The following is a 23,134-nucleotide window of genomic DNA, read 5'->3' on the forward strand; positions in this document are numbered from 1 at the left end:
CCTAATTATTAGCTCAAAAATCAAACTGTAGACTATAGAGCCAAGATGTTAAGCGCAAGTTATAAATTTTCCTCGGCGAACGAAGCTAGTCGACTGCGTACTACCCCATTAAGATTTACGGTAGCGCCACCTTCAAAGTGCTTAAACCGCTCTACAATATAGGTAAGCCCCGAAGTAACCGCCGTTAAATAATTACTGTCTATTTGAGCTAAATTCCCAGTACAAATTAGTTTTGTTCCTTCTCCGCAACGGGTAATAATAGTTTTTAGCTGAGAAGCCGTTAAGTTTTGGCTTTCATCTAAAATCACCCCCGAATTGATATAATACTATCATACCCTCAATAAACTTGAACAAAAAAGTTTTTACACACATACTCTAGCTAAGAATCAAAGGTGAACGAAAATGATACTTCGAAATACAACAAAAACTAAAATAATTAAAACATCAGTCAACTTTGGAAAAGGAATGTCTTTTCACCTCGATAAATCAGGGCAACCTATTAAGACTGAAAAAGGCATCAGAACTCACTCATATAGGCACGATAAAATAGAACCTAATTTTCCAGTGCTATATCACCCGACTCGCTTCACCGAATGCCAAGAAATGAACTTATTTTTAATGCACCGCTTTGAAGGTCATTTCAGTCTCAAAAAGAATCAAATAGACAATGAGGCTTTTAGTGACGCTTATCATGCCAGCCAACCGGGAAAGCCATTAGATGTTAAGTCTGTTCGCAGTATAGCTAAGCACTTAAAAGCTTTCTTAGATTGGTTGGATAAAGATGATGCATCCTATTTTGAAGTAATAGCTGCACCACTTTCAAAACAATCTGTAGATGATGATATTTCTAGGTTACCTGTGTGGAGATATCACAAACATTTATGTGAAAGAGTCGAAACCAAAGATAAGTCTAAACGCATAAGCTTTAACAGCGCTCAAGAACGAATTAGAGCTGTTAAAGCATTCTATATATGGAGCCATAAGCGCGGAGCTATAGATAGCCTCCCCTTCTCACTTGAATACAAACAGGTACGTATTAAATCGAAAGCTAAATCAGGTGTCAGTTCGTTGTTTCAATTACCTACCAGCAACAATCGTTCTGGGGGCTTATGGAAATGGGTCAGTAATTTGAGCATTCCAAATACATTGAAACAAAAAGAAGACTCACCAGACAAAGGTCTACAACCATATTCTCCAAAAGAACTTAAACAGTTACTGGAGACGAATACAGCTCAAAAAGAGACTTATAAACTTTATTTGCAGTGTGCCTTGTTAGGTGGACTTCGATCTTTTGAAATTTCGGCCATCGACCAGAAAGACCTCTTTAACCCTGATGAAAAAGAAAACGAGAAACGTATTCCAAAATTGAACATTGTACGAAAAGGACATAAGCCAGTGAGATTAACAATAGCGCGAGTTCTAATGAAGCTTTTGTACAATCACACTTTGACAATTCAAAATATGAAGCGACGTACCAAACATGAGACTAATCATGGTATGGACAATAGCGAACATCCGCTTCCTTTGTTTATGAATAGTTCAGGATCGCGGATAAGCGAAGATACACCGGGGAATACTATTTCCATAGTTAGAAAAGAACAAAGGAAGCAGGGATTAGAAATACTATTACGCACATTCCATGACTTACGCGCTACCTTTGCTACTTATGTCGCTAAATACCTAATTGACAAAGGTGAATCAGAAAGTTCCATCCGACAAACACTAATGACTTTGATGAGTCACGAAAGCTTTAAAACAACCAAACGTTACATCGACTTTGCCAAAAGTGTATCAGTGGATGCATACGGAGCGATGTCAGAGTGGGTAAAAGATATCTACGGTGATGTTAACGAATTGCTTATGCGTGAGGCTGAAGATGCTACAGCAAGTTAAAACGCGGAAGTCCAATCGTATTCCTGCTAGATTTAAACCTCATTCAATTGTTCTAGCCGAACAGTTAGACGTTTTATTTAACAGGGCATATGACAAAGAAAGCAATATTAGCACAGGTGACGACACTGCTATTTCAATGAGTCGCTTGCGGAATGCTTGTGTCAGTTTACAGCACATTCTTCCTCTAGCCCTTAATAAGGTTAGTGCAGATACTGCGACATCAATTCAAACTTCGGGATTAAATGCTCTATCAGACTTTGAAATTTGGCAAGAACTGGAATACTTTTGCATTAATGAAATAAATGATGTCAAGCTACCTAGTTATGCTACTCGTATAGAAGAAGCTTTAGAAAACATAGCTAAGTTTCATTTTTATGATAACGCTATCAACGCTCCTTTTAGGCTAGTAAATGGGGCTACTTCAATCGACATAACTAAATTATTCGAACTTGAATTCCATCAAGTAAAAGAGACTCGTAAATTACTAAAAAAATATCTGGACTATCTCGTCCTTCCAGAATTAAGCCTCAAAGATTCTTCTATTAGAGACAACATCCTCAAAACTGCGACTGCTATTATAAATATTTGTCTACATGATACTTTTAAGAATACTGAACGCGTCAAACTGCCATTATTGGCAACATTAAAGGATAGGGAATTCGTTTCATCATTTATATGCAATCACAACTTCCGTACTTTTTTAAAATTTATACTACCCGATGTGTGGGGTAAAGCTAGAGTCAATCAATTTAAAACTGAAGCCGAAGTGATAGGGTATGCACAAAGCATATCATCCAAATTTGGCAATGAAGTTGATGCTTTTTTGAAAAATCAGATAGCAAGCGCTTCGGAAGCTAATACAACAAGAGTTAGATCCTCAACTTTATCATTTCCAAGGTGGTTGAATAGTGCTGGTAGCGTAGCATCACCAATAATTAAGCTGCTTAGTGAGCGTGGAATTCAAGGGTTTGCAGAAAATGGCCTTCAGGGATTTAAATACCTTTATAAGCATTACCAAGAAGAAACTCAAAATAACCAGCAGTTTTTACTGCTACTAAACGCTGCATTGGACCTTTACCACTTTGTTACGGGTGAAAAAATCGCAAAGGAAAGTTTATTACCCTACTCATTGGGCTATTACCTTAAAGAAAGTGACACTACCGAATGGCAGAAGCATGAGTGGGTATATGACAATGCCTATAAATTTTATCAAAACCTAGTCGAATACCATAAAGTTTTTACAAAGCGAATTGATGGCGAGAGCATAGGCATCGTCACTCTCAAAGGTTACATAGGTAGTATGGCTAGAGCATTGAAAGAAAATGCATCATCATTAACAGATGAACAAATGAAGCTTATTGCCAATCATGGGGTTCATGCTTTTGTTGAAAATAACTGTGAGATACTAAAGGCTATAAGAGAGGCAATTCAACTAAAATCAAAACAAGGCGATTTGTCGGTTTTTGTTGGTTTTTGTTGGTAATCAATATCAGAGCGCTATCGACAAATTACTATCGTTTTATGGTCTAGATACTATTAAAAGCTTTCCGGTCAACACCGAATTAACTGCACAACATCAAGAGCAACTCTCTCAGAATCAAGATAAGCTCTACTCATATAGAGAAGTAGTAGAATTAGCATATTACATAGAAAAAGGGCTTTCTGAGACCTTACTCACAATTAAAGACAAAGTTACACTTTATGCAGCAAAAGTCATATTGAAAACTGGTTGGAATTCAACTCCTACGCTAGAGCTTGATACTGACGACTTATTTTTCTTTAACACGCCATTACATTCAAGTAAAACTCCTGCTCTTCGTTTATTTAAACGCCGAGCTAATTATCAAACACAATGGCATAAATTTGAAATTAAAGCCGAAGATCTAGAAAAAGAAGGCGTCTTATACGGCGACGTTGTCGAACCAGTAATATTTGATATTAAGGCTGCGACTAAACTTACGTCTATTTACCGCCCTTCTATTGAGAACCTATCAAAAAGAATTTTTGTTTTTCCCAAAGTAAATAGTATTGGAGAAGTAAAGATTCAATTATTAACAGCATCACGTTTCAAGACCACTATAGATAGGATATTGACTGAGCTTGGGTGTGATATCGTATTTAATTCGCAAAAGATCAGAAAATCAGGGCTTAACTACATTTACCGAAAAGTTGCCAAAGAATTTAAGTGGTATCAAAAAGCTGGCAAGCACTCTTATGAAACGTTCTTGCGTCATTATTTAATGCAAGATAACAAAGATGTTGCAATGACAATCAACAGAGCGACAAAAACAATGGCAGACTATTTTGTTCGCGATGTTACCGACAAAGTAATCATTTTGCAGACTCCACCAGAAGACGGTAAAAAAGTCCCGAATGGCACATGCATTAACTCAAAAGATAAATCCGCAGTAGTGGCATTCGAATCACAAAACAGGAAATTATTAGACCAGCGAGATACAAACGAGCATGCATGTGCCGACTTTAACGCATGCTTGTGGTGTCCGTTCTATCGCTGTGTTGCTGACGCATTGCATGTTTGGAAACTTTTGTCATACCGGGATTTTGTTGTTGCTGATATGGAAAACTCAGCCGCAACATTTGACTCTATAACAGAGCAACTGGAAAACATAGAGCAGTTGAAAAATAGGGTTAACGAAATATTAGCTGATATTGCCAAGCTTAATGCTCAAGCTGTGACTGATGGAAAAGAACTATTGAGAACAGAGGGTATTCATCCTCATTGGAAAAACACAGGTTTGCTATGACCAAAGAGATAACTAAAACAAAACTACTTGATATCGCTGTTGTAAAAACACATACAGGTCAAATCACTATAAAACCTTTGGTTCAGGTGTTAGAAGATTTTAAAGTTGATGATACTAGCGCTTTTAATTCGATTGCTTTGTGGGAAAACAGAGCATTGAATATTGCTAAACATGGCACTATTCACTTTGGCGATGACACTTGGATAAGCTATGAAGAAACGCAAAGAAATGTGAATTTTAAAGGTGTTGATGAATTAGCATATCAAATTCGAATTTATTCACTAATTAAACTCACACATGGTGATGTTGTAGGCGGTAAACCTCTAAAAATCTCTACACTTCAAAATGATGTAACGTATCTAAATTTATTTGCAGCCTTCTTAAGACAAAGAGGTTATCACTCATTTCATGAGTTGGAGTTCAAATCTGACTTAGTTATTAGGAATCTCATAAAAGACTATTTATATGAAGTCAGGAAAATAGCTATTTACAGACAATCACACTCATTTACTAAACTATTTGACGTGCAGCGCAGCTTTCGTCTTTTTGGCCCTAAGGTGTGTAGTGTTTTTATTGATGTACTTAACCAACTAAACGAGTTACACCATCCGAGACCAGTCACTTATTCGCACCCTGTCATTCCTACTAAAGTAATGAAAAAAATTCTGAAGTTTGCAGAAAAAATAGTTGAAAACTCTAAGGATAAGATAGAACGATGGCTAGAATTAAATGCACGCTTAATAGATAGTTTAAATGAAGGCTCCGTTGAACCACCGCCCAAAATTAGTACAGGTGAGCTAATAGCAAAACATGTAAGAAACTTACCCGATGAAGTGGAATTCATTCAATTATCCGAAGAATTAGAAGATTTAAAATTAGCCACATACATTAATATCTTGGCCTATACAGGCATGAGATATAACGAAGTACTTACATGCAAGGTTGGCTGTGCCAATTACAAAGATGATATTTATTACATTACGGCAATCATGACCAAAACCGACAACAGTAAGGTTGAGATGGAATGGTTTTCAAACGCTGAAGTACATGAGTGTGTTGGTATTTACGAAAAATATGTGTTCGGTATGCAAGAAAGGGCAAAAGCTGTACTTTCTTCATGCAGAGCCAATATAACAAGTAGTCAAGCACACAACTTGAAAGAAGGGTTAGAAAGAAACCGTCTTTTCGGGGTTTCACATAGTAGCTGTAGTGTTAGTTTTAGCGATGCTGGGCGATTCACAAAATTTGAGGTTAAAAACAGTGAAAACATTGAGCTTTTTGACTTAACTCTAGACGATGATGATATAGCAGAGCTTGAACGCCTTGAATCTAACTACAAAGAAGTTAGAGGAGAGAATAGAGGTGTCCCATACGAAGAAGGCGATACGTTTAGATTAACCGCTCACATGTTTCGACATACGTTGGCCTACTTTGTCATTGCCAATAAATTAGGTGAGCTTGATGATATTAGATATCAATTTAAACATTTAACCAGCCTAATGACGTTTGTTTATACTCGAAGAGCATTTTTGGCCTCAACAACTTTAATTAAAACTACTGAAGAGTTTAATGAGATTTTAATTGACCGTGTTGCAGAAGAGTTAATAGATGAAGCCGAGTCACAATCACTTAAAGGTGGTGCTGGTGAGCAAATTAATAAAACATCTAAAGATCTGATAATAGGTATTACTGATAGTCAAAGTAAAGATTCGACTGTGATTAAGCAGATCCATTTCAGTTCAATTGAAGAACTGAAAAAATTTCTCGTCAAAAATATTAAAAACATACGTGGCTTGCCTACGGGGTACTGCACTGCGGGAGAAGCTTGCAAGATAAAAGGAGCAGGAATCCCTAGTGGCTGTGTGTATTGTGGTAGTAAAATCATTACCAAACGCCACAAGGTCAATTGGCAAGTGATAAAAAAAGATGCGACCCAGAAACTAGAGGCATATGCAGCATCAACCACAGAAGAGCAAGAAGATTACGAGCTATTTGCTATTCACTGGAAAAATAATATAGCAGCAGCTGACTATGTATTAGATGAAGGCAAAGCGCATACAAACCAAGGAGAACAAGCATGAGTAGCGCATATGATGATATAAAACGTGCTTTTGAAGAGATGAAATCTGATGGCAGCAAGATAACCAAAAATGCAGTAGCAACGAGAGCTAAAAGAAATATTGCGAATCTATCTAAAGAAGAAGAAAAATGGGTAAAGTTACGAGAAAGTATTGAAAAAGCTCAATTAACTTGGGAAGAAAAAAATAAAGATAATTTAATAAAACAACTCAGAACAAAGGTAGCCGAACTAAAAAGCAAGCTTGCTAAAGAAAAGCAAAAAAATAATATCGGCACTAAGGAAATCGATAATAAAGATACAAAGTTATTAGTGTTGTTGAGTGAAATGTACGCAGAAATAGATAAGCTCAAACTGATTAATGCCGATTTACAAAATCAACTTCAGCATTCAGGGCAACATACAGAAATAAGAGTGGATACGTCTACTGGTGAAATTATTGAATTAGTTTCAACGAAACAATAGATTAGATGTAGTAGTGTGATTACCAAGGGATTATGTCGGTCTAATTACCGAGCGACTTTGTCGTAAATAGCATATCAGCCAGTTGCTAAACTGGCTACCTTTTATGCCGATTCAGCCAGAGCATTAGATTTTTCGACTCGCAATGCGGTGGTATTCATATTGTTTCTTAGCCACATGCTGCGCACACCGCCCGCGCTAATATCAACACCTAGGGCTTCACTGAGCTTTATCGCGACTTTCTGCTGACCAAGGTGAGGGTGTTCAATTGAGAATTGCACAACGGCGTCTTCTATCGCCTTATCCACACAGTTTTTGTGCCGTAGATTAGGTGTTTCTTGGCGTTTTAATGCTTCAGGGCCACCTTGCTTAACCAGTCTTAAGTGCCGATGAATAGTGTCTCGTGATACGCCACTTTGGCGTGATGCAGCGCTGACGCTTCCGAGTTTTTCGATTAACGCTAATACTTCAAGTTTCTTCTGTACTGCCAAGTCTTCTGATGCCAGTTTGCTTGGTTCATTAACTTCCGAGATCTTGAGTTTGCGACCAGCGAAGTGAGCGGTAAACCCTTTTTTACTCGTGTTCCTTATCTCGATTTTCTGATTGGCAATGGAGTGCTTGAGCGGTGAATCTATTAGGTAGAACTTGTTGCCATAACTGAAGGTATGGTCGTTACGTATTTTACGATGGTCTTTAATGACGCAGATATCATCAAGGTTGATGTGTTTCGACAGAGGCGTAAATTCAGGTACTTGCTTTGATTTCACTTGAACTTTCGACTGCCAGAACTGCGGAATGAAGACATGCTTAAGGTAGGCATTGGCAGCGGCAATATCGTTAATATTGTTCAACCTAAGCTCGGGAACAAGACGGTCTTGGAAGGTATCGAATGCTCGCTCAATACGGCCTTTGCCTTGGGGTGAATTGGCAAAGATGATTTCAATGCCCAGCTCCTCACAAGCCCTCTGCATCTGTGAGAAGTTGCAGCGTTTAGGGCCGCCGAAGATACCGGCTCTGTCCACATAAAGCGTTTTAAACACACCTTTCGTTTCGATACATTCTCTCATGACTTTCAGGCATCCAACGGTGGTCTCTGACGGGAAGAACTCAGCATATACTTCACTGGTCGCATCATCAATCATGGCAATTAAACAGTGCTTTTTATCCCCAAACCAGCGATGTGGACTGCCATCCATTTGCATCATTAGACCCGGTGCTTCCATCCGCTCTCTGCGCTTTCGAACATTGCTACGTCTTCGTTTGGCTCGTTTAACGTGATGAATATCATGTGCCCAACCGCGTAGGGTTTCACGCTTAATAACAATGTTCTCATTCGTAGCTAATTGTTCAGCCAAGTGCAACAGATTCAAATCGTAATATTTTTCCTGAATCAATTTTTGAACCACTTTTTTTATTGATACCGGCGTTTTGTTGGGTGGGGCTTTGCCACTGTTACCATGAACAGCGAATTGAATACCAACTTGCTGATATTGCTTTACGTAGCGTTCAATAGTGCGTCGAGACTTACTGAGTAACTTAGCAGCATTGGCAATTGTTATCCTGCCTTCAACCACTTTAGCTATGATGTCAACGGTGAGTTGAGCTTTAGAATCCATCACAATCATCCTCAACATGCCTTCTAGTATTCCAAAAACAAAACACTAACAGACACGTAAAAAAGTGACCGACAAATTCCCTTGGTAATTAGCGATTACGACAGAATCGCTTGGTAATTAAGATACGACAAAGTCGCTTGGTGTTAACAAGATTAGATGTAGTAGCTCATATCTCAACTTACAGTTTTGTTGATTAGGCTTAGACTTCACCTGACAGGCAGCAAGAGCGAACAAGAGACGGTCAGAGTGATCTGGATATGTGAACTTAATTCTACAAAGAGGACGCTTAGCGACCCCGTTCATGCAATAAAATTGAGTTTAGGCAATCCGCATTAATTGTATAATGATATTTCTGCTTCTAAAGAGTATGTTTATGAGAACCATTGGAAAACTGGCAAAAGATTTAGATATCAATGTTGAAACAATCCGTTTCTATGAGCGCCAAGGTCTGATAGAGCAACCTTTAAAACCAGAGTCTGGTTACAGAATGTATGGCGATGCCCTTACCAGTCAACTCAAATTTATTCTGAAAGCTAAAGCATTAGGGTTTACGCTGAAAGAAATTGAATCGCTTATGTCACTAAGTGACAGTTGCGCTGATATTGAGTCGATGGGGTTGCAAAAACTTAATCTCATTCGTAATAAAATTGCTGATTTACAGCGATTAGAGAAAGTAATTCAAGATATGACAGATTCTTGCAAGGCCAATCAAGACCCTCAATCCTGCCCGGTAATAAATTCACTTAAATAGCTATTGACCCCGTACTTATGTACGGAGTTTATACTACCTTAAAAATTGAGGTAGATAGTTATGATCAATAAAATTCTAGATAAAGTAGGTTCTGGTGGCGTTTGGCTAGCCGCCCTTAGCTGCACAGCATGTTTTCCTGCACTCGGCTCATTGGCATCTGCTCTTGGGTTAGGTTTTCTTTCACATTTTGAAGGGATAGCGGTGAACACCTTATTGCCATTATTTGCTTCACTAGCGTTGTTAGTTAATTTCTATAATTGGTATCAACATCGAGATTCATTGAGAGGCGTTTTAAGTGTCATTGGCCCAATTGCAGTATTGCTGACCCTTTATCCTTTATGGCAATACGACTGGAGCACTTACTTATTTTACTTTGGGATCATTTGGATGGTCGTAATGTCTATTTTAGATATTGTTAAGCCCATTAAGGAACCAGTATGCAAGGTATAGAACTAGAATCTAAAATCACTTGCCCTGAATGTGGATTTAGCAAAGTTGAAACCATGCCTACAAACGCTTGCCAATGGTATTACGAATGCGAAAGCTGTAAAGCACTACTTAAACCGTTAAAAGGTGATTGTTGCGTTTATTGCTCTTATGGAACAGTTAAGTGTCCTCCTATTCAAGAAGGCAATGCATGTTGCTCAGGTAAGTAGCCTAGTATTCGGTGGTTCTGTGTCAACCAAGTAATATCTTAAATGCGATTGCGATTAACACTAAACCACCAAATAGTTCAGCTTTAGATTCCAGCCATACGCCACTTCTTTCGCCGATATTCACACCAATCCAGCTAAAGGCAAACGTCGTGACGCCTATTATCAAGCAAGCTACGGCTATATCTACCTCAAGCAATGTGATTGCATAACCTGCCGCCATTGCATCAATACTGGTGGCAATAGCAAGAACAAATAGCACACGATGAGTAACATTAGCAATATCTTCTTCAATTCCTTCAGATTGGGACTCATAAATCATTTTGCCACCGATAAATACTAGCAAAATAAAAGCTATCCAAGGTGCATAATCTTCAATCCAAGATGATAAACCTTTACCGCTGTAATAGCCTAAAAGAGGCATAAAGCCTTGGAAAAAACCAAAATAAGCAGCGGCTTTAATAAAGAGCTTTTCAGCATTTACTACTTTTTTAGAACCTAAGCCTATGGATACTGCAAACGCGTCCATACTGAGTGCTATAGCTAATACAAATACTTCAAACAAACCGATTAAACCTGAATAAAATTGTTATAAGATTACGTGACGTATAATTAGTTACTTGATTGATGTTAAACACCTAAGATTTACTGACAATTTTTCTATTATCAAAGCCTTATTTTTACACCAAATTTCAGCCAGATATTCAGTAACAGTGCCAACACTTGAAGGAAACAGAATATTCCCCGCCACTTTGGCGAAAGGTCCATCAGTTTCGAGTAGAACTCTATCTTGAGGTATCCACGATATTACTTTTTTAGCTCTGGCTGAAGTTAGCATGGCTGGCCCAATAGAGAAGAAACAGCCTAGCTCGACGGCTTCTAGAACTTGCTTCTTAGTACCTAAAAACCAATGAAGAATAGAAGTACCAGCATTGGGATGTAACTTAAGTTGTTCAAGAACTTCACCAGTCGCGTTAAGACTATGGATAGTTAGTATTTTGTCATCAAAGCCTTCACATTTTTTTAGAATATGCGTGAAAACCTCTAATTGATCATCAAAGTAATCAGCGTAACCTTTTGAGCCATCCAGTCCAATTTCTCCAATATATCTAGTTCTATCAACTAGCTTATCGAATAGTGCTAATTCATTTTTTCTTAGATGAGCAAGTTGAGGGTGAAGCCCCAAGGCCGTCTTACAGTGTTTTATGCCACTTGTTAACTGGACAGTACCTTCAAAAGCTGAAGGCACCGTAGTTACTGATAGCACGTAATAATTACTGCTTTTTATGTCGTTCAATACCTCTTGATGATCTGGATATAAATCAACGTGGCAATGAAGATCCATCATGACGATTTATCCGCTTGGAGAAATAATTCAACCTCTGCCAATCCTCGCTTAATAGTTGATTCTAATTTTTCTCGTATATCTTTTTCTTGTGGTATTGGCCCTGAACTTCGAAGCCAAGAACGATAGTTATCGGATTGTTTCAATCTAATAATGGCAGTTTGAACCGCTTGGAGATCATCGCGAGTATCTTTTTCTTTGATAAGATCTCTCAACCGCTTTGTCTTGTATGGCGCATCTTGTGTAAAACCAGCATGAAAAACTGACGCTCTTCGAATAAGGCAAGGTACACAATGCCCACACTGTTTATGTTCTCTGTGCCAATGACTGCATGAAACACTTAGGGGAACTGCTTTTCTAATTGCGTCTTGATCAACACATTCCGCTAACATTTCACCTTTAGTTTTGAATTGATAGGGGTTTACAAATTTGACATGAAACCCAGTGTCTCTAAGCAAAGATTCAAGCCTGCTTAGAAAATTAGGATGAGTAGTTCTAGTGCTATGGCTACCAATCCGTCTTCTGGTAAGCGGCGGATTTATAGAAATATAGCCATTCTCTGGGACGACAATAGTTTCAATACTGCTATCGCAATTAGCATTTCTTAAGGCTGATATACCAAGTACCGCCATAGCTAGGAAGTTAAAGCTTCTTCCCCTCATACTAATGTCAGTTTTACCTTCTAAGTGCTTAATAATATGGGGAGACATTGAATAGGACAATTCGCCGAATGGCGGGGATAATAATTGCTTAATGTCTTCTTGCTTAGCGCCATCACCACGATAAGCGTGACTAACCAAGAGAGGCTTTAAATCTGATTCTCCGTTCAAAATATCAATTGCACCAACTGCGCTATCAAGACCACCAGAAAAAAGGCAAACAGAGTTGAGTCCAATTAATGATTTTGCTTTTGCTTTCGCTTGCTCACTTGTTTTAGGAGTCGGCATCGGCATAGTTGTTTTTTCAAAAGTAAACAGCCATTGATCGCCTGTAAGAAAGTTGAGCAAAGAACTCAGTTCAGGTTCTACAAAATTCCACATATCCTCATCAGTTACAGGAACATGCAAATGCATTTTTCTAGCCCATGCATTTTCTGCATTATCCCTTAATTCAAATGTATCAGCAGCGGTAACGGCGGTAGCAATTGTTATCAGATCTATTGAATCAGCATCTACATTCAATCCTAAATCACGAACTGTTTGTAGTAGTTGTTTTGACACCAAGCTGTGCTTAGTGATGTCATTTTGATGCGTATGAAACATTTGGACAGGATGACAATCATCAGAAAAGTCAGGCAAGTTAGCAGGGTCATGGTTAAAGTAAAAATTAGTCATTAAAGCTCTCCCATTCATCAACCGTCATAGCAATAGCATCGGCTTGAATTTTAGTAATATTTTCTTTGCTAATAGTACTGGGGTTGCCATTAGTTACTTTGTCTAACTGCTCTTGTGTAATCACTTTTATTAGTTCCCTTAATTCAACTTCCATTTGATGATGCTTGCTTGCTGGCTCAACATGAAACCAAGCTCTGCCCATGCCTTCAACCACATCCTGAAAAATAAGGTCTGTTAAATAACAGCCTATGGCTTCTTGGATAACTTCGTCAGTAAAACTGTTTGGGTCAAATTCTTCTGTATCGGGGAGTGCTTCTTCTAGTGCGTAATCCAACGCAACTCTTACAGCATCCGAATCGGCATTATCAGGCGCTAAATGGCTAGCAATTTTGTCGATTGCTTGATCAGTCGATAGCCCAGTTAGATCACCTAATGATAAGCTTTGATTATTAACCGTTACGGTGTCGCCACGCATGACACCAAGCAATCCAGAACCAGCAGTTATGCCGCTTGATAGTCTCCTGCTTGTGCTTTTACCTCCGCCAGAGCCTTTTCTAGAGTAACTTTTTAATGAACGCCTTAGATCTGAGGTTGAGCCACCTGTTTGCGCATATTTACCAAATGCTCTTCTGGCACTGGCAAACCTATTTGGAGGCGGTGTTGCTGTAGGTGAACCACCGATTTCTTGTTGAACCTTGTCATTGTCAATATCATTGCTATTGTCATTCTGATCATCAGCTTGATTATTATCAGAGCCAGCTTGCTCATCCCCATCAGTACCTGATGCAGGTTCTATTGTGACAGGATCTCCTTGCTCTGCCCAAGATGGAATAAGTGGACTCTTATTATTTGGTCCTGTTGACGATGCGGACGTACCCATATTACTTAGTTCCCTCTAGTTCTTTTAAAATTGGATTAAGCCATCTTTGGCGGGGCAAGCTTTTTAAAAATGTAAGAAGACTTAAGCTACATTTATCATCCTGCTTGGCAAGTAACACAGCCCCATAAATGCCTGTTGGTCTTTCGGTCCAATCACCAATCAACTTAAAGTTTTCAATCAAACCATCCATGACTGACATGTATTCTTCCTTCGGAGTTGTGGTAATCGCAGTAGAGTTAACGCCACTGACCCTTACCTTTTGCTTCATTAATTCTTCTACGAGTTTTTGAGCGGCTCCAGACATTACCGAATTAACAGCCCCCATTGGAATGCTTTCTCTGCTCAGATATGCCGCTGGTGTCAAATCCATTTCAGTGAACATGGGAGGTAATTTCGACCATTTATCAATAAAAGCTAGGTCGAGTTTCCACTCTTCAGGTAAATTAATTTCGTCAAATTCGACTTCTGAATTTTCAAGATCCGCTAATACTTTTGGATATCCGTTTTCCTTATCAATTAATTCATAAAGCTTGTTGGTAGCCTGAGTGCCTAAGCACCTCTCAAAAATTACCAGCTTAGTGATAGTTTTTTCATCAAGCTGCATTCCTCTGCGATGAGCGGTTTTCTTTCTCATCTTAACCTGATTGAGTAATCGCTTAACTATGCGAGGGTTGCCGTTAATGTTTGTGGATTCAGCTAATAGTGGAGCTAACTGTTCAGCAACCACAAATTTACTTCTGAGTTCGGAATGCTTTTCAATCTCGTGATCTTGAAGTAGCTCGTCAACGGTAATTTGTGGTTGTTTCCACGACAGCCTTAATGACTCTTCAAGGGCACATCTTATCGTTTCTAATTGCGCATCGGTAACGCCGTGATCTTGAGCAGTAAGCATCATTAAATATGCCCTTATCTCCAGAACGCCGGGTCTTGGTACATGCACAGGAATTTGAATAAGCTTGTCTAAATAATCAGTTTGATGTCGTTGAGATGCACCTTTGTGATACTCAGGCACTGCCAAGCGGATCATGTCCTCATCGGCGGCAATAACAAATGCAGTATTGGGTAAAAATAGAAATAACCTGATCGCCTCAAGGGTCGAAATAGCATTAAATGGAGAGCAGCGATCTAAATTATCGACATAGACAATAAGTGGCTTATCAAACTCCTTTAACAGATCAGAATATGCTTTTCGGAATTCTTTAATTTCTTTAGGAGGTGAAAATGATTTATTATCTTTGATCAAACCTTTGTTTTTCTTCGCGACATCCTTAGCGCCATCGACAGCACCTTTTACATCATCAACATCCAGTTCACCATCGTCACCACCACTGAATAGTCCCATGATCTTCTGTATACCACCCATAGTTGGTATACCAGCTAATGCTGCACCACCATCCATTAGCAATCCCATCAGTCTGATCTTATCTATTCGTCCAGCAAACTCTTTTGCTTTTGCACTGAGATTTTTATCGTCTGCTGCTTTTTTAACTAAAGTAGATGCAATTGTTTCTAGTAACGCCGCTTTAGCGTCATCATACCCTTGGAAAGTCCATGCATCGAAATGTACTTGGATATATTCTTGTTCATCACTTTCCAGAGAAGCCTTAGTAAGTTCAAGAATCGTCGATTTTCCAGCGCCCCAATCACCAAAAACGCCTATACTAATAGGCATTAACTCCTTTTCTGTTATAAGATCTTTTATTGACTCAGCCGTTTCATTAAAATTTAAGAAATCAATTTTTGATTCTTTATCAGACCACATAACGTCTCCTTTTATTTATTATTTCTTTTGTTCCATTCTTTCAATAATTCGGTGAACCGTGGGGCGGCTAACAGAATATTTCTTCGCTAATGCAGAGATCGATTCACCATTTAATTTATCTTTATATAATTCTTTCGCTTGTTTGTCTGATAAAGCAGGCAATCTGCCCATGTGTTTGCCTTTAGCTTTAGCCTCTTCACGACCTTCTGTGGTTCTGGCTTTTATAAGATCCCGCTCAAGTTGAGCGAATATGTGGCTACGCATAATGTTTGAGATTATTTCTCATCAAGCCAGATTGGGTGAGTACTAGGAAATCTTCGTCAGATTTGAGCCTGAAGCAGTCGTAAACGATGGTACAAAATTACTTCAGCTAAAATTCACTTTGATACGAAACCGGACATTAGGCTTAGCGTATCTCATGACAAGTGTTCCAACAATATAGTCGTTGCTCTTACTTTTAAATTTAAATCTTGTTTTAGATCCTCTGTACAATTAGTAACACACCAACGCGACTTTAATGTGGAATTAGGATCATCGGTTAATTTATTCTATCTAGATAGCTCTTCTATTTTTTATCTTTGATAAACATCGGTATAAAACGGGCAGTCCAAATAATGTTAGCAGTGTTTGCTGTCACTACCCCCCAACAATTATTTTCTTGGAATAGCTATTTGAGTTACTTCCCAATCTTTTCAAATTAAATAACTTTTTATTTGACTCTATAGCCACTATAGATTTTATACTTATTTTAATATTGTTTCGGAATGTTAAATATGTCAGAAAAATGTAGTGGTCAGTGTCAATCATCTCCTACCAACGAAGACGTAAAAATTGATACACAATTAGATAACTATAGTGGCGCGTTTGTCAGTACATATAAAGTGCCTCAAATGGACTGTCCTTCAGAAGAGAGATTGATCAGATTAGCACTTGACTCAATTCAGCCTTCAGTTGGATTGCAGTTTGATATTCCTAATCGCTTAGTCAAAGTTTTTCATGATGAAAATTTAGATGAGATAACAAAAAAGTTACAACAACTTAAACTCGGTGCAGAGTTAGAGTCAACTAAACAAAGTTGCAGTACAGAAGCTGCAAAAGCAAAAGACTTAGCCCAAAAAAATGAGATGAAAGAAGCATCAACCCTAAAATGGTTGTTAGCCATTAATGGAGTCATGTTTTTTATAGAAGTAATTGCTGGGATTATTGCACAGTCTGCTGGCCTAATTGCAGACTCATTAGATATGTTTGCTGATGCTGCTGTGTATGGTTTAGCTATTTATGCCGTAGGTAAAAGTATTAGCATGAAACTTAGAGCAGCACATATATCTGGTGTGCTTCAAGTTATTCTAGCGCTAGGTGCTTTGAGCGAAGTCGTAAGACGCTTTGTTTACGGTAGTGAACCGATCTCTTCTTTAATGATGATATTTGGTGGAATAGCACTAATCGCTAACGTTGCTTGTCTGTTTTTGATATTTGGCAACAAAGAAGACGGCGCTCATATGAAAGCGAGTTGGATTTTTTCCGCAAATGACGTTATCGCAAACGTTGGTGTAATTTTAGCTGGCTTATTAGTTACAGCAACAAGCAGTCGTTATCCAGATTTAGTGATTGGTTTGATAATTGCTCTTGTCGTTTTAAACGGTGCTCGCCGCATCTTACAGCTAAAGTATTAAGCAGAGAAATGAAAATAATGCACTCATCGTATATCAAATCAAATATATCATACGTGATAATGATTTTAATCGCGGTGCAGTCTGTGTTTTTTTCGCTAGAAGAGCTTGAAATAAACTTAAGTGAAAGTTCTTTTAGTTCATCACTAACTAAGTCTATTACCCCGCTAAAAGCTCCAGAAGACTCCAATATGCTTGAGGTGAATAATAGCAACTCTTCAATTGATAATTGTAATTTTTGTTGCTGTTGTCACTTATTTTTAAATGCTGATTCTTCCTGTAACATTTTCCAAGCAATAGAATATTTCCTTACCTACGCCTTAGTTTCTCCTGAGCTAAAAGGCTATATCTCGGTGCCATTCCGCCCACCTAAATACGCCTAAATTTTATAGAAAATTATGAAAGGTCAAATGTTAATGACCGAAAAAAACATATAAATTTATAGGAAAGTATACATGGCACTTAATACCTGTGTGCATCGCAAGATAGCAATTTTGAGGTGTGTAACACCTCGGCTTAAATATATCGCGTTTCTCGCGTTGTCACTTTTTACATTTAATGTTTATGCCTTTGAAAAGCAGTTAAATCTTCAAGAGGCAATTCAGTGGACGCTTAAACAAAATCCTGAACTCAAAATATTTGATTTCAAACAAACCGCATTAACAGGACAAGAACAAACAGCAAGTTTAAATCCTGCTTATGAACTAAAAGTTGAAGCTGAGAACTTTGCAGGCTCAGGTGAATTTAATGCATTCGACAGTGCTGAATTAACAGTCGCTCTATCTTCGGTTATCGAAATGGGAGATAAACGCTCAGCGCGGATTGGACTTGTTTCAAAATCAAGAGCACTACTCAATGCTGAGAAAGAAGTCTCTGCGCTTAATTTAATGGCTCAAGTCACTGAGAAGTACGTGGAAGTACTTGCAGCCCAACAAAGAGTTATATTGGCAGAAAATGCTTTGAGCTTAGCACAAGAAACGTTAGAGATTGTATCTCAGCGTAACCGCGCAGGTGCTACTCCTGAGGCTGAAGTGAAACGCTCAAAAGCAGTTATTGCTCAGGCTAACCTCACCCTTCAATCTGAACAAAAGCGCTTGGAATATTTGAAGCTCTCATTAGCAGCCTACTGGGGGGAAAACTCTGTAACCTTCTCTGAAGTACAAGGGGATCTTTTTCAGTTTGGCAATGATAGTGACTTTAACAGCCTTTTTGCGAAGTTAGAGAAGAACCCTGCTATTCAAATCTATGCAAGTGAACAGCGACTAAAAGAGGCTGAAATACAGTTAGCTAAAACAGAGTCAACGGCCAATATCAAATGGTCTGTTGGTGTTAGGCGCTCTCAAGAAGCCAATGATACGGCACTGGTCGCTGGCTTTAGCTTACCTTTGTTTGCTGAAAAGCGAAATTCTGGTGCAATCGCTAGTGCGCTAGCAGAGCGTGACCAAGTTGCCATAGAGAAAGAGGCGACTAAGTTGAGGTTTAGAAATCACTTACTACGAGCATACTCCAATAGAAAACAAGCCATATTAACAGCTAATTCATTAAAGCAGTCGGTTATCCCAATGCTTGAAGATGCACTGGAAGATACTCAAGACGCCTATCAAAAAGGTCGATATGGATATCTTGATTATGTATCGGCTAGACAAGAGCTGTTAAATGCTCGGCGAACCCTCATTGATGCGGCATCTGCTGCCCTAATTTATGGCGCAGAGATAGAAAAACTAACAAACGAAGCGCTGTCACTCTAAATAAACATCACTTTAAGTTTAATAACAATTTATTGATTCAGTTATTAACTGAATCGTTTAGGAATTCAAAATGAAAAACTATTTACTCGCACTATTGATTTTTATTGGGTATCTATCACCCATTCAAAGTGTTATCGCTAGTGAAGATGAACATGAAGGCGAAGAAGGCATTAGCAAAATAAACAATAACATGGCAAAAAGGCTTGGTGTTGAAACAGCCTATTTAGCTTCAAAAACGTTGAACCAAACTATCCCTGTATACGGCGCTACGACGATAGGCGCTGAACAATTATTTCAAGTTGGCGCTAGATATAACGGCGTTATAAAGACAATTAACTCCACTGTTGGTGATAAGGTAAAAAAAGGAGATCTATTAGCCGTTATTGAATCTAATGAAAGCTTAAATACCTATAAAATAACATCCCCTGTTTCTGGGACTGTTTTACAGCGAAATGGAAATATTGGCGGTATCACGCAAAACACTAGCTTGTTTGAAATCGTCAATTTTGACACCTTGTGGGCTGAATTTAAGGTGTTTACCAGCCAATATAATCAAATCAAAGTCGGTCAACCTGTTGATATTGAGCATGGTGAACAGGCATTCAACTCAACCATCACCAATATAATTCCAGCTAAAGATCAGTCTTATGTTTTAGCACGTGTACGTTTAAATAACACTGAGCTAAACCTAACCTCAGGCCAATTATTAATGGGCAGCGTAAAGATAAACCGATTTGAGGTGGATTTAGCCGTCGAGAAAGTTGCGATACAAGAACTGGGAGGACAATTTGGTGTCTTTGTAAAAGAAGATGAAGAGTACGAGTTTGCGCCACTTGTGCTCGGACGTTCAGACAAAAACTATATCGAGGTCATTGATGGCCTCAGTAAAGACGCTGAATATGTAAACAAAAACAGTTATCTGATAAAAGCGGATATTTTGAAATCTGAAGTAGAAGACGACGATTAGGAGACGCAATATGATTGAATCAATTTTGCGTCTTGCAATAAATAGACGCTATTTAGTATTAAGTCTGCTGATGGTAATCATCGGCGTTGGCATGTGGAGTTATCAAAAACTTCCCATTGATGCTGTTCCAGATATAACAAACGTGCAGGTACAAATAAACACTTCTGCCCCCGGTTATTCACCTTTGGAAGCGGAACAAAGGGTGACCTTTCCTGTAGAAACCGCCTTAGCCGGATTGCCAAAGCTGTCTCACACCCGCTCCCTGTCAAGATATGGATTATCTCAAGTAACCGTTATCTTTGAAGAGGGAACCGATATTTATTTTGCTCGCAACTTAATCAATGCAAGATTAGCTGCGATAAAAGGCGTTATTCCCTCTGGCTTAGAGCCAGAAATGGGTCCTATTTCGACAGGGCTTGGCGAAATATTTATGTATACCGTACAAGCTTCTCCTGACGCTAAAATGCCTAATGGAGAGCCTTATACCGCTATTGCCTTAAGAGAAATACAAGACTGGATCATTAAACCGCAATTGGCTCAAGTTAAAGGCGTCATTGAGGTCAACAGTATCGGCGGCTACAACAAGCAATATCACATAACGCCTAAACCCGAAAAATTACTTTTTCATCAGGTAACCTTTGAAGAAATATCTGATGCATTACGTAAAAACAATGACAACCGTGGCGCAGGTTATATCGAACAAAACGGACAGCAAGTTTTAGTACGCTCCATTGGGCAACTAGCGACAATAGATGAGATCCTCAATGTCATCATCAAAAAGAACGATGGTATTCCTGTAAAAATAAGTGATGTTGCCAATGTTGCTATAGGCAAAGAACTTAGAACAGGGGCTGCTACTCGTAATGGCATTGAGACAGTGCTTGGTACAACCATGATGCTGATTGGTGAGAATTCTCGCACCGTTGCTTTAGAAGTGGAACATAAGCTCAGCGAAATACAAAAATCTCTGCCAAAGGGCATTACCGCAGAGCCTGTTTACGACAGAACAACGTTAGTAGATAAAGCGATTGCAACCGTTACCAAAAACCTCGTTGAAGGTGCGCTTTTAGTTATTGTTGTGTTATTTATTCTACTTGGAAATTTACGTGCAGCTCTCATTACCGCTGCTGTTATCCCTATTTCCATGTTAATGACAATCACAGGTATGGCGCAAGCAGGAGTATCTGCCAATTTAATGAGTCTCGGCGCATTGGACTTTGGCTTGATAGTGGACGGGGCTGTAATCATCGTTGAAAACTCTGTCCGTAGGTTAGCACAGGCCCAACACAACGGTCATAGGCAAGACTTAAGAGAACGCCTAAATACCGTTTTTGAAGCCACTTCAGAAGTGATACGTCCAAGCTTGTTTGGTGTGGCAATTATCACTGTTGTTTACATCCCCATTTTCACGCTAACTGGCGTTGAAGGGAAAATGTTCCACCCTATGGCGGCAACTGTCGTTATGGCGTTAATTTCCGCAATGATCCTTTCAGTTACACTGGTTCCTGCTGCTGTAGCTGTGTTTATGAAAGGTAAAATCAGCGAAAAAGAAAGTGTAGTTATTCGTTCAACCAAGTCTATTTATGAACCATTGTTAAAAATGGCGTTGAAATTTCGTTGGGTTATTGTTTCATTCTCAACGCTGTTAATGGGGTATAGCCTTTGGTTAGCAACAACGCTGGGTAGTGAATTTGTTCCACAGCTAAATGAAGGGGATATAACAGTCCAAGCGCTAAGAATACCTTCTACCGGCCTAGAGCAATCAGTAGAAATGCAAGAAGTACTTGAGCAACGTATTAAAGCGTTTCCTGAAGTTGATAAAGTATTCTCGCGCATCGGCACATCAGAAGTAGCAACTGATCCAATGCCACCGAGTATTGCTGATATCTTTGTTATTTTAAAACCACGTAAAGAATGGGCCGAACCTTCAAAGCCAAAGAGTGAATTAGTTGAAGAAATGGAAGAAGTACTGAAAAACATTCCGGGCAACAACTATGAATTCACTCAGCCTATTCAAATGCGTTTCAATGAATTGATTTCTGGCGTTAGAGCTGATGTCGGCATCAAAATATTTGGTGATGACTTAGATCGATTATTACTTACCGCAAAAGATATTCTAAATATTGTGAAAACCGTGGACGGTGCTGCTGATGCCCGAATGGAACAGGTCACAGGTGTTCCATCTTTATCAGTAATTCCTAAACGAGAAGCGCTTGGTCGATACGGTTTGAGCGTTTCAGAACTGCAAGACTGGGTTGCTACTGCAATTGGTGGAGAATCTGCGGGGATCATTTATGAAGGAGACAGACGATTTGAGTTAGTTGTTCGCCTACCAGAGCAAACAAGAACAGATATCGATAGCTTGAAGCACCTGCCGCTTCCACTTGAGGGTGGTAACTATGTGCCACTTGAAGAAGTTGCAGAGCTTAAATCAGAGTCTTTACCTGCTCAAATTAGCCGTGAGAACGGAAAAAGAAGAGTTGTGGTTACCGTCAATGTTCGTGGCAGAGATTTAGGCGGCTTTGTAAAAGAAGTGAAAGCTAAAATTAATCAGGAAGGAGAAATCCCAGCAGGATACTGGCTTGATTATGGTGGAACGTTTGAACAACTAGAGTCAGCGAGTAAAAGATTAAGCTTAGTTGTACCGATCACATTAGTTGTAATCTTAGGTATTTTGGTTATCGCATTTGGTTCATTAAAAGATGCATTAATCATTTTCAGTGGCGTGCCTTTAGCATTAACTGGGGGCGTATTTTCACTTTATTTAAGAGACATGCCCTTATCAATTTCGGCAGGTGTCGGCTTCATAGCATTGTCAGGTGTCGCCGTATTAAATGGCTTGGTTATGTTGGCTTTTATTCGAGATCTTTGGCATGAAAAAGGCGACCTTTACGTAGCGATCATTGAAGGTGCCATCATTCGTTTAAGACCTATTTTAATGACGGCACTGGTTGCTAGTTTAGGTTTTATTCCAATGGCGCTAAACACTGGAATTGGTGCAGAAGTACAACGACCACTAGCAACAGTCGTTATCGGCGGTATTGTATCTTCTACCATTTTAACTTTGTTTGTATTACCTGTTTTATATCAATGGGCGCATGGCTCTGAGAGTAACAAACAGTAATCTGACGAAATTTAAAGCCCAAAAAGCAGCTTAATTAATAGGTTATGCCTAATTAAGCTGCTTTTTATATTGTATGCCCAACATTTT

At 38.9% G+C, this 23,134-nt stretch carries 19 protein-coding genes and 1 pseudogene; 12 read left to right on the forward strand and 8 right to left on the reverse strand.

Annotation, left to right across the window (positions count from 1 at the left end; translation table 11 throughout):
- Positions 1–59: 59 nt before the first annotated feature.
- A pseudogene (locus ACTRWE_RS02910) lies at positions 60–317 on the reverse strand (PhoH family protein); the annotation flags it as partial.
- An 85-nt stretch (positions 318–402) separates the two neighbouring features.
- Between ACTRWE_RS02910 and ACTRWE_RS02915 the strand changes: the two are divergent.
- Genes ACTRWE_RS02915 through ACTRWE_RS02935 form a run of 5 tightly spaced genes read left to right on the forward strand, consistent with a single transcriptional unit; the run spans position 403 to position 7,200 of the window.
- The gene (locus tag ACTRWE_RS02915) at positions 403–1,893 is read left to right on the forward strand and encodes a site-specific integrase (protein WP_008113382.1); all 1,491 of its coding nucleotides are present in this window, start codon (positions 403–405) and stop codon (positions 1,891–1,893) included.
- Complete coding sequence (locus ACTRWE_RS02920; RefSeq protein ID WP_462879469.1) at positions 1,877–3,376, forward strand: hypothetical protein; 1,500 nt, start codon at positions 1,877–1,879, stop codon at positions 3,374–3,376. The genes ACTRWE_RS02915 and ACTRWE_RS02920 overlap by 17 nt, the downstream gene beginning before the upstream one ends.
- Positions 3,357–4,658, forward strand: a complete 1,302-nt coding sequence (locus ACTRWE_RS02925; protein WP_462879470.1) for a hypothetical protein — start codon at positions 3,357–3,359, stop codon at positions 4,656–4,658. The genes ACTRWE_RS02920 and ACTRWE_RS02925 overlap by 20 nt, the downstream gene beginning before the upstream one ends.
- On the forward strand, positions 4,655–6,739 hold the full coding sequence (locus ACTRWE_RS02930; RefSeq protein ID WP_008113384.1) for a site-specific integrase: 2,085 nt from the start codon (positions 4,655–4,657) through the stop codon (positions 6,737–6,739). Before ACTRWE_RS02925 ends, ACTRWE_RS02930 begins: the two co-directional genes overlap by 4 nt.
- A complete protein-coding gene (locus ACTRWE_RS02935; protein ID WP_008113385.1) occupies positions 6,736–7,200 on the forward strand; it encodes a hypothetical protein in 465 nt (154 codons plus the stop codon). The genes ACTRWE_RS02930 and ACTRWE_RS02935 overlap by 4 nt, the downstream gene beginning before the upstream one ends.
- A gap of 101 nt (positions 7,201–7,301) precedes the next feature.
- Here the strand turns inward: ACTRWE_RS02935 and ACTRWE_RS02940 are convergent, their stop codons facing one another.
- Positions 7,302–8,822 carry an ISNCY family transposase gene (locus ACTRWE_RS02940; RefSeq protein WP_290208166.1) on the reverse strand — a complete coding sequence of 507 codons (1,521 nt, stop codon included), beginning with the start codon at positions 8,820–8,822 and terminating at the stop codon, positions 7,302–7,304.
- Between the two features lie 364 nt (positions 8,823–9,186).
- On the opposite strand from ACTRWE_RS02940, the gene ACTRWE_RS02945 reads away from it, so the two are divergent.
- From ACTRWE_RS02945 to ACTRWE_RS02955, 3 genes are read left to right on the forward strand one after another with little or no spacing between them, the layout of a single operon-like run.
- A complete protein-coding gene (locus tag ACTRWE_RS02945; RefSeq protein ID WP_008464133.1) occupies positions 9,187–9,564 on the forward strand; it encodes a MerR family transcriptional regulator in 378 nt (125 codons plus the stop codon).
- 60 nt (positions 9,565–9,624) lie between these two features.
- Positions 9,625–10,014 (forward strand): organomercurial transporter MerC, encoded by a 390-nt coding sequence (merC, locus tag ACTRWE_RS02950; protein WP_008109712.1) that lies wholly within the window; start codon positions 9,625–9,627, stop codon positions 10,012–10,014.
- Complete coding sequence (locus ACTRWE_RS02955) at positions 10,002–10,220, forward strand: GDCCVxC domain-containing (seleno)protein (protein WP_008109710.1); 219 nt, start codon at positions 10,002–10,004, stop codon at positions 10,218–10,220. Before merC ends, ACTRWE_RS02955 begins: the two co-directional genes overlap by 13 nt.
- 22 nt (positions 10,221–10,242) lie before the next feature.
- Here ACTRWE_RS02955 and ACTRWE_RS02960 read toward each other — a convergent pair whose 3' ends face one another.
- Genes ACTRWE_RS02960 through ACTRWE_RS02985 form a run of 6 tightly spaced genes read right to left on the reverse strand, consistent with a single transcriptional unit; the run spans position 10,243 to position 15,802 of the window.
- Positions 10,243–10,782 carry a manganese efflux pump MntP gene (locus ACTRWE_RS02960; RefSeq protein ID WP_008109708.1) on the reverse strand — a complete coding sequence of 180 codons (540 nt, stop codon included), beginning with the start codon at positions 10,780–10,782 and terminating at the stop codon, positions 10,243–10,245.
- A gap of 51 nt (positions 10,783–10,833) precedes the next feature.
- A complete protein-coding gene (gene qatD, locus ACTRWE_RS02965) occupies positions 10,834–11,565 on the reverse strand; it encodes a Qat anti-phage system TatD family nuclease QatD (RefSeq protein ID WP_128583154.1) in 732 nt (243 codons plus the stop codon).
- Complete coding sequence (gene qatC / locus ACTRWE_RS02970) at positions 11,562–12,896, reverse strand: Qat anti-phage system QueC-like protein QatC (RefSeq protein WP_008109704.1); 1,335 nt, start codon at positions 12,894–12,896, stop codon at positions 11,562–11,564. The genes qatD and qatC overlap by 4 nt, the downstream gene beginning before the upstream one ends.
- Positions 12,889–13,776, reverse strand: a complete 888-nt coding sequence (locus tag ACTRWE_RS02975) for a hypothetical protein (protein WP_008109702.1) — start codon at positions 13,774–13,776, stop codon at positions 12,889–12,891. Before ACTRWE_RS02975 ends, qatC begins: the two co-directional genes overlap by 8 nt.
- Position 13,777: 1 nt before the next feature.
- A complete protein-coding gene (locus ACTRWE_RS02980) occupies positions 13,778–15,538 on the reverse strand; it encodes a KAP family P-loop NTPase fold protein (RefSeq protein ID WP_024596196.1) in 1,761 nt (586 codons plus the stop codon).
- Between the two features lie 18 nt (positions 15,539–15,556).
- Entirely contained in the window at positions 15,557–15,802 is a 246-nt protein-coding gene (locus ACTRWE_RS02985; RefSeq protein ID WP_016899212.1) for a helix-turn-helix domain-containing protein, read from the reverse strand.
- Between the two features lie 509 nt (positions 15,803–16,311).
- On the opposite strand from ACTRWE_RS02985, the gene ACTRWE_RS02990 reads away from it, so the two are divergent.
- From ACTRWE_RS02990 to ACTRWE_RS03005, 4 genes are all read left to right on the forward strand, one after another.
- Positions 16,312–17,211, forward strand: a complete 900-nt coding sequence (locus ACTRWE_RS02990; RefSeq protein WP_013465880.1) for a cation efflux transmembrane domain-containing protein — start codon at positions 16,312–16,314, stop codon at positions 17,209–17,211.
- A gap of 452 nt (positions 17,212–17,663) precedes the next feature.
- The gene (locus ACTRWE_RS02995; RefSeq protein WP_462879471.1) at positions 17,664–18,956 is read left to right on the forward strand and encodes a TolC family protein; all 1,293 of its coding nucleotides are present in this window, start codon (positions 17,664–17,666) and stop codon (positions 18,954–18,956) included.
- 70 nt (positions 18,957–19,026) lie between these two features.
- Positions 19,027–19,923: an efflux RND transporter periplasmic adaptor subunit gene (locus ACTRWE_RS03000; RefSeq protein WP_008109684.1), complete on the forward strand. Its 897-nt coding sequence runs from the start codon at positions 19,027–19,029 to the stop codon at positions 19,921–19,923.
- Between the two features lie 10 nt (positions 19,924–19,933).
- Positions 19,934–23,047 (forward strand): efflux RND transporter permease subunit, encoded by a 3,114-nt coding sequence (locus ACTRWE_RS03005; protein ID WP_013465884.1) that lies wholly within the window; start codon positions 19,934–19,936, stop codon positions 23,045–23,047.
- Positions 23,048–23,134: the final 87 nt, after the last annotated feature.

The sequence above is a fragment of the Pseudoalteromonas sp. G5_S1_54_S4 genome (assembly GCF_054968565.1).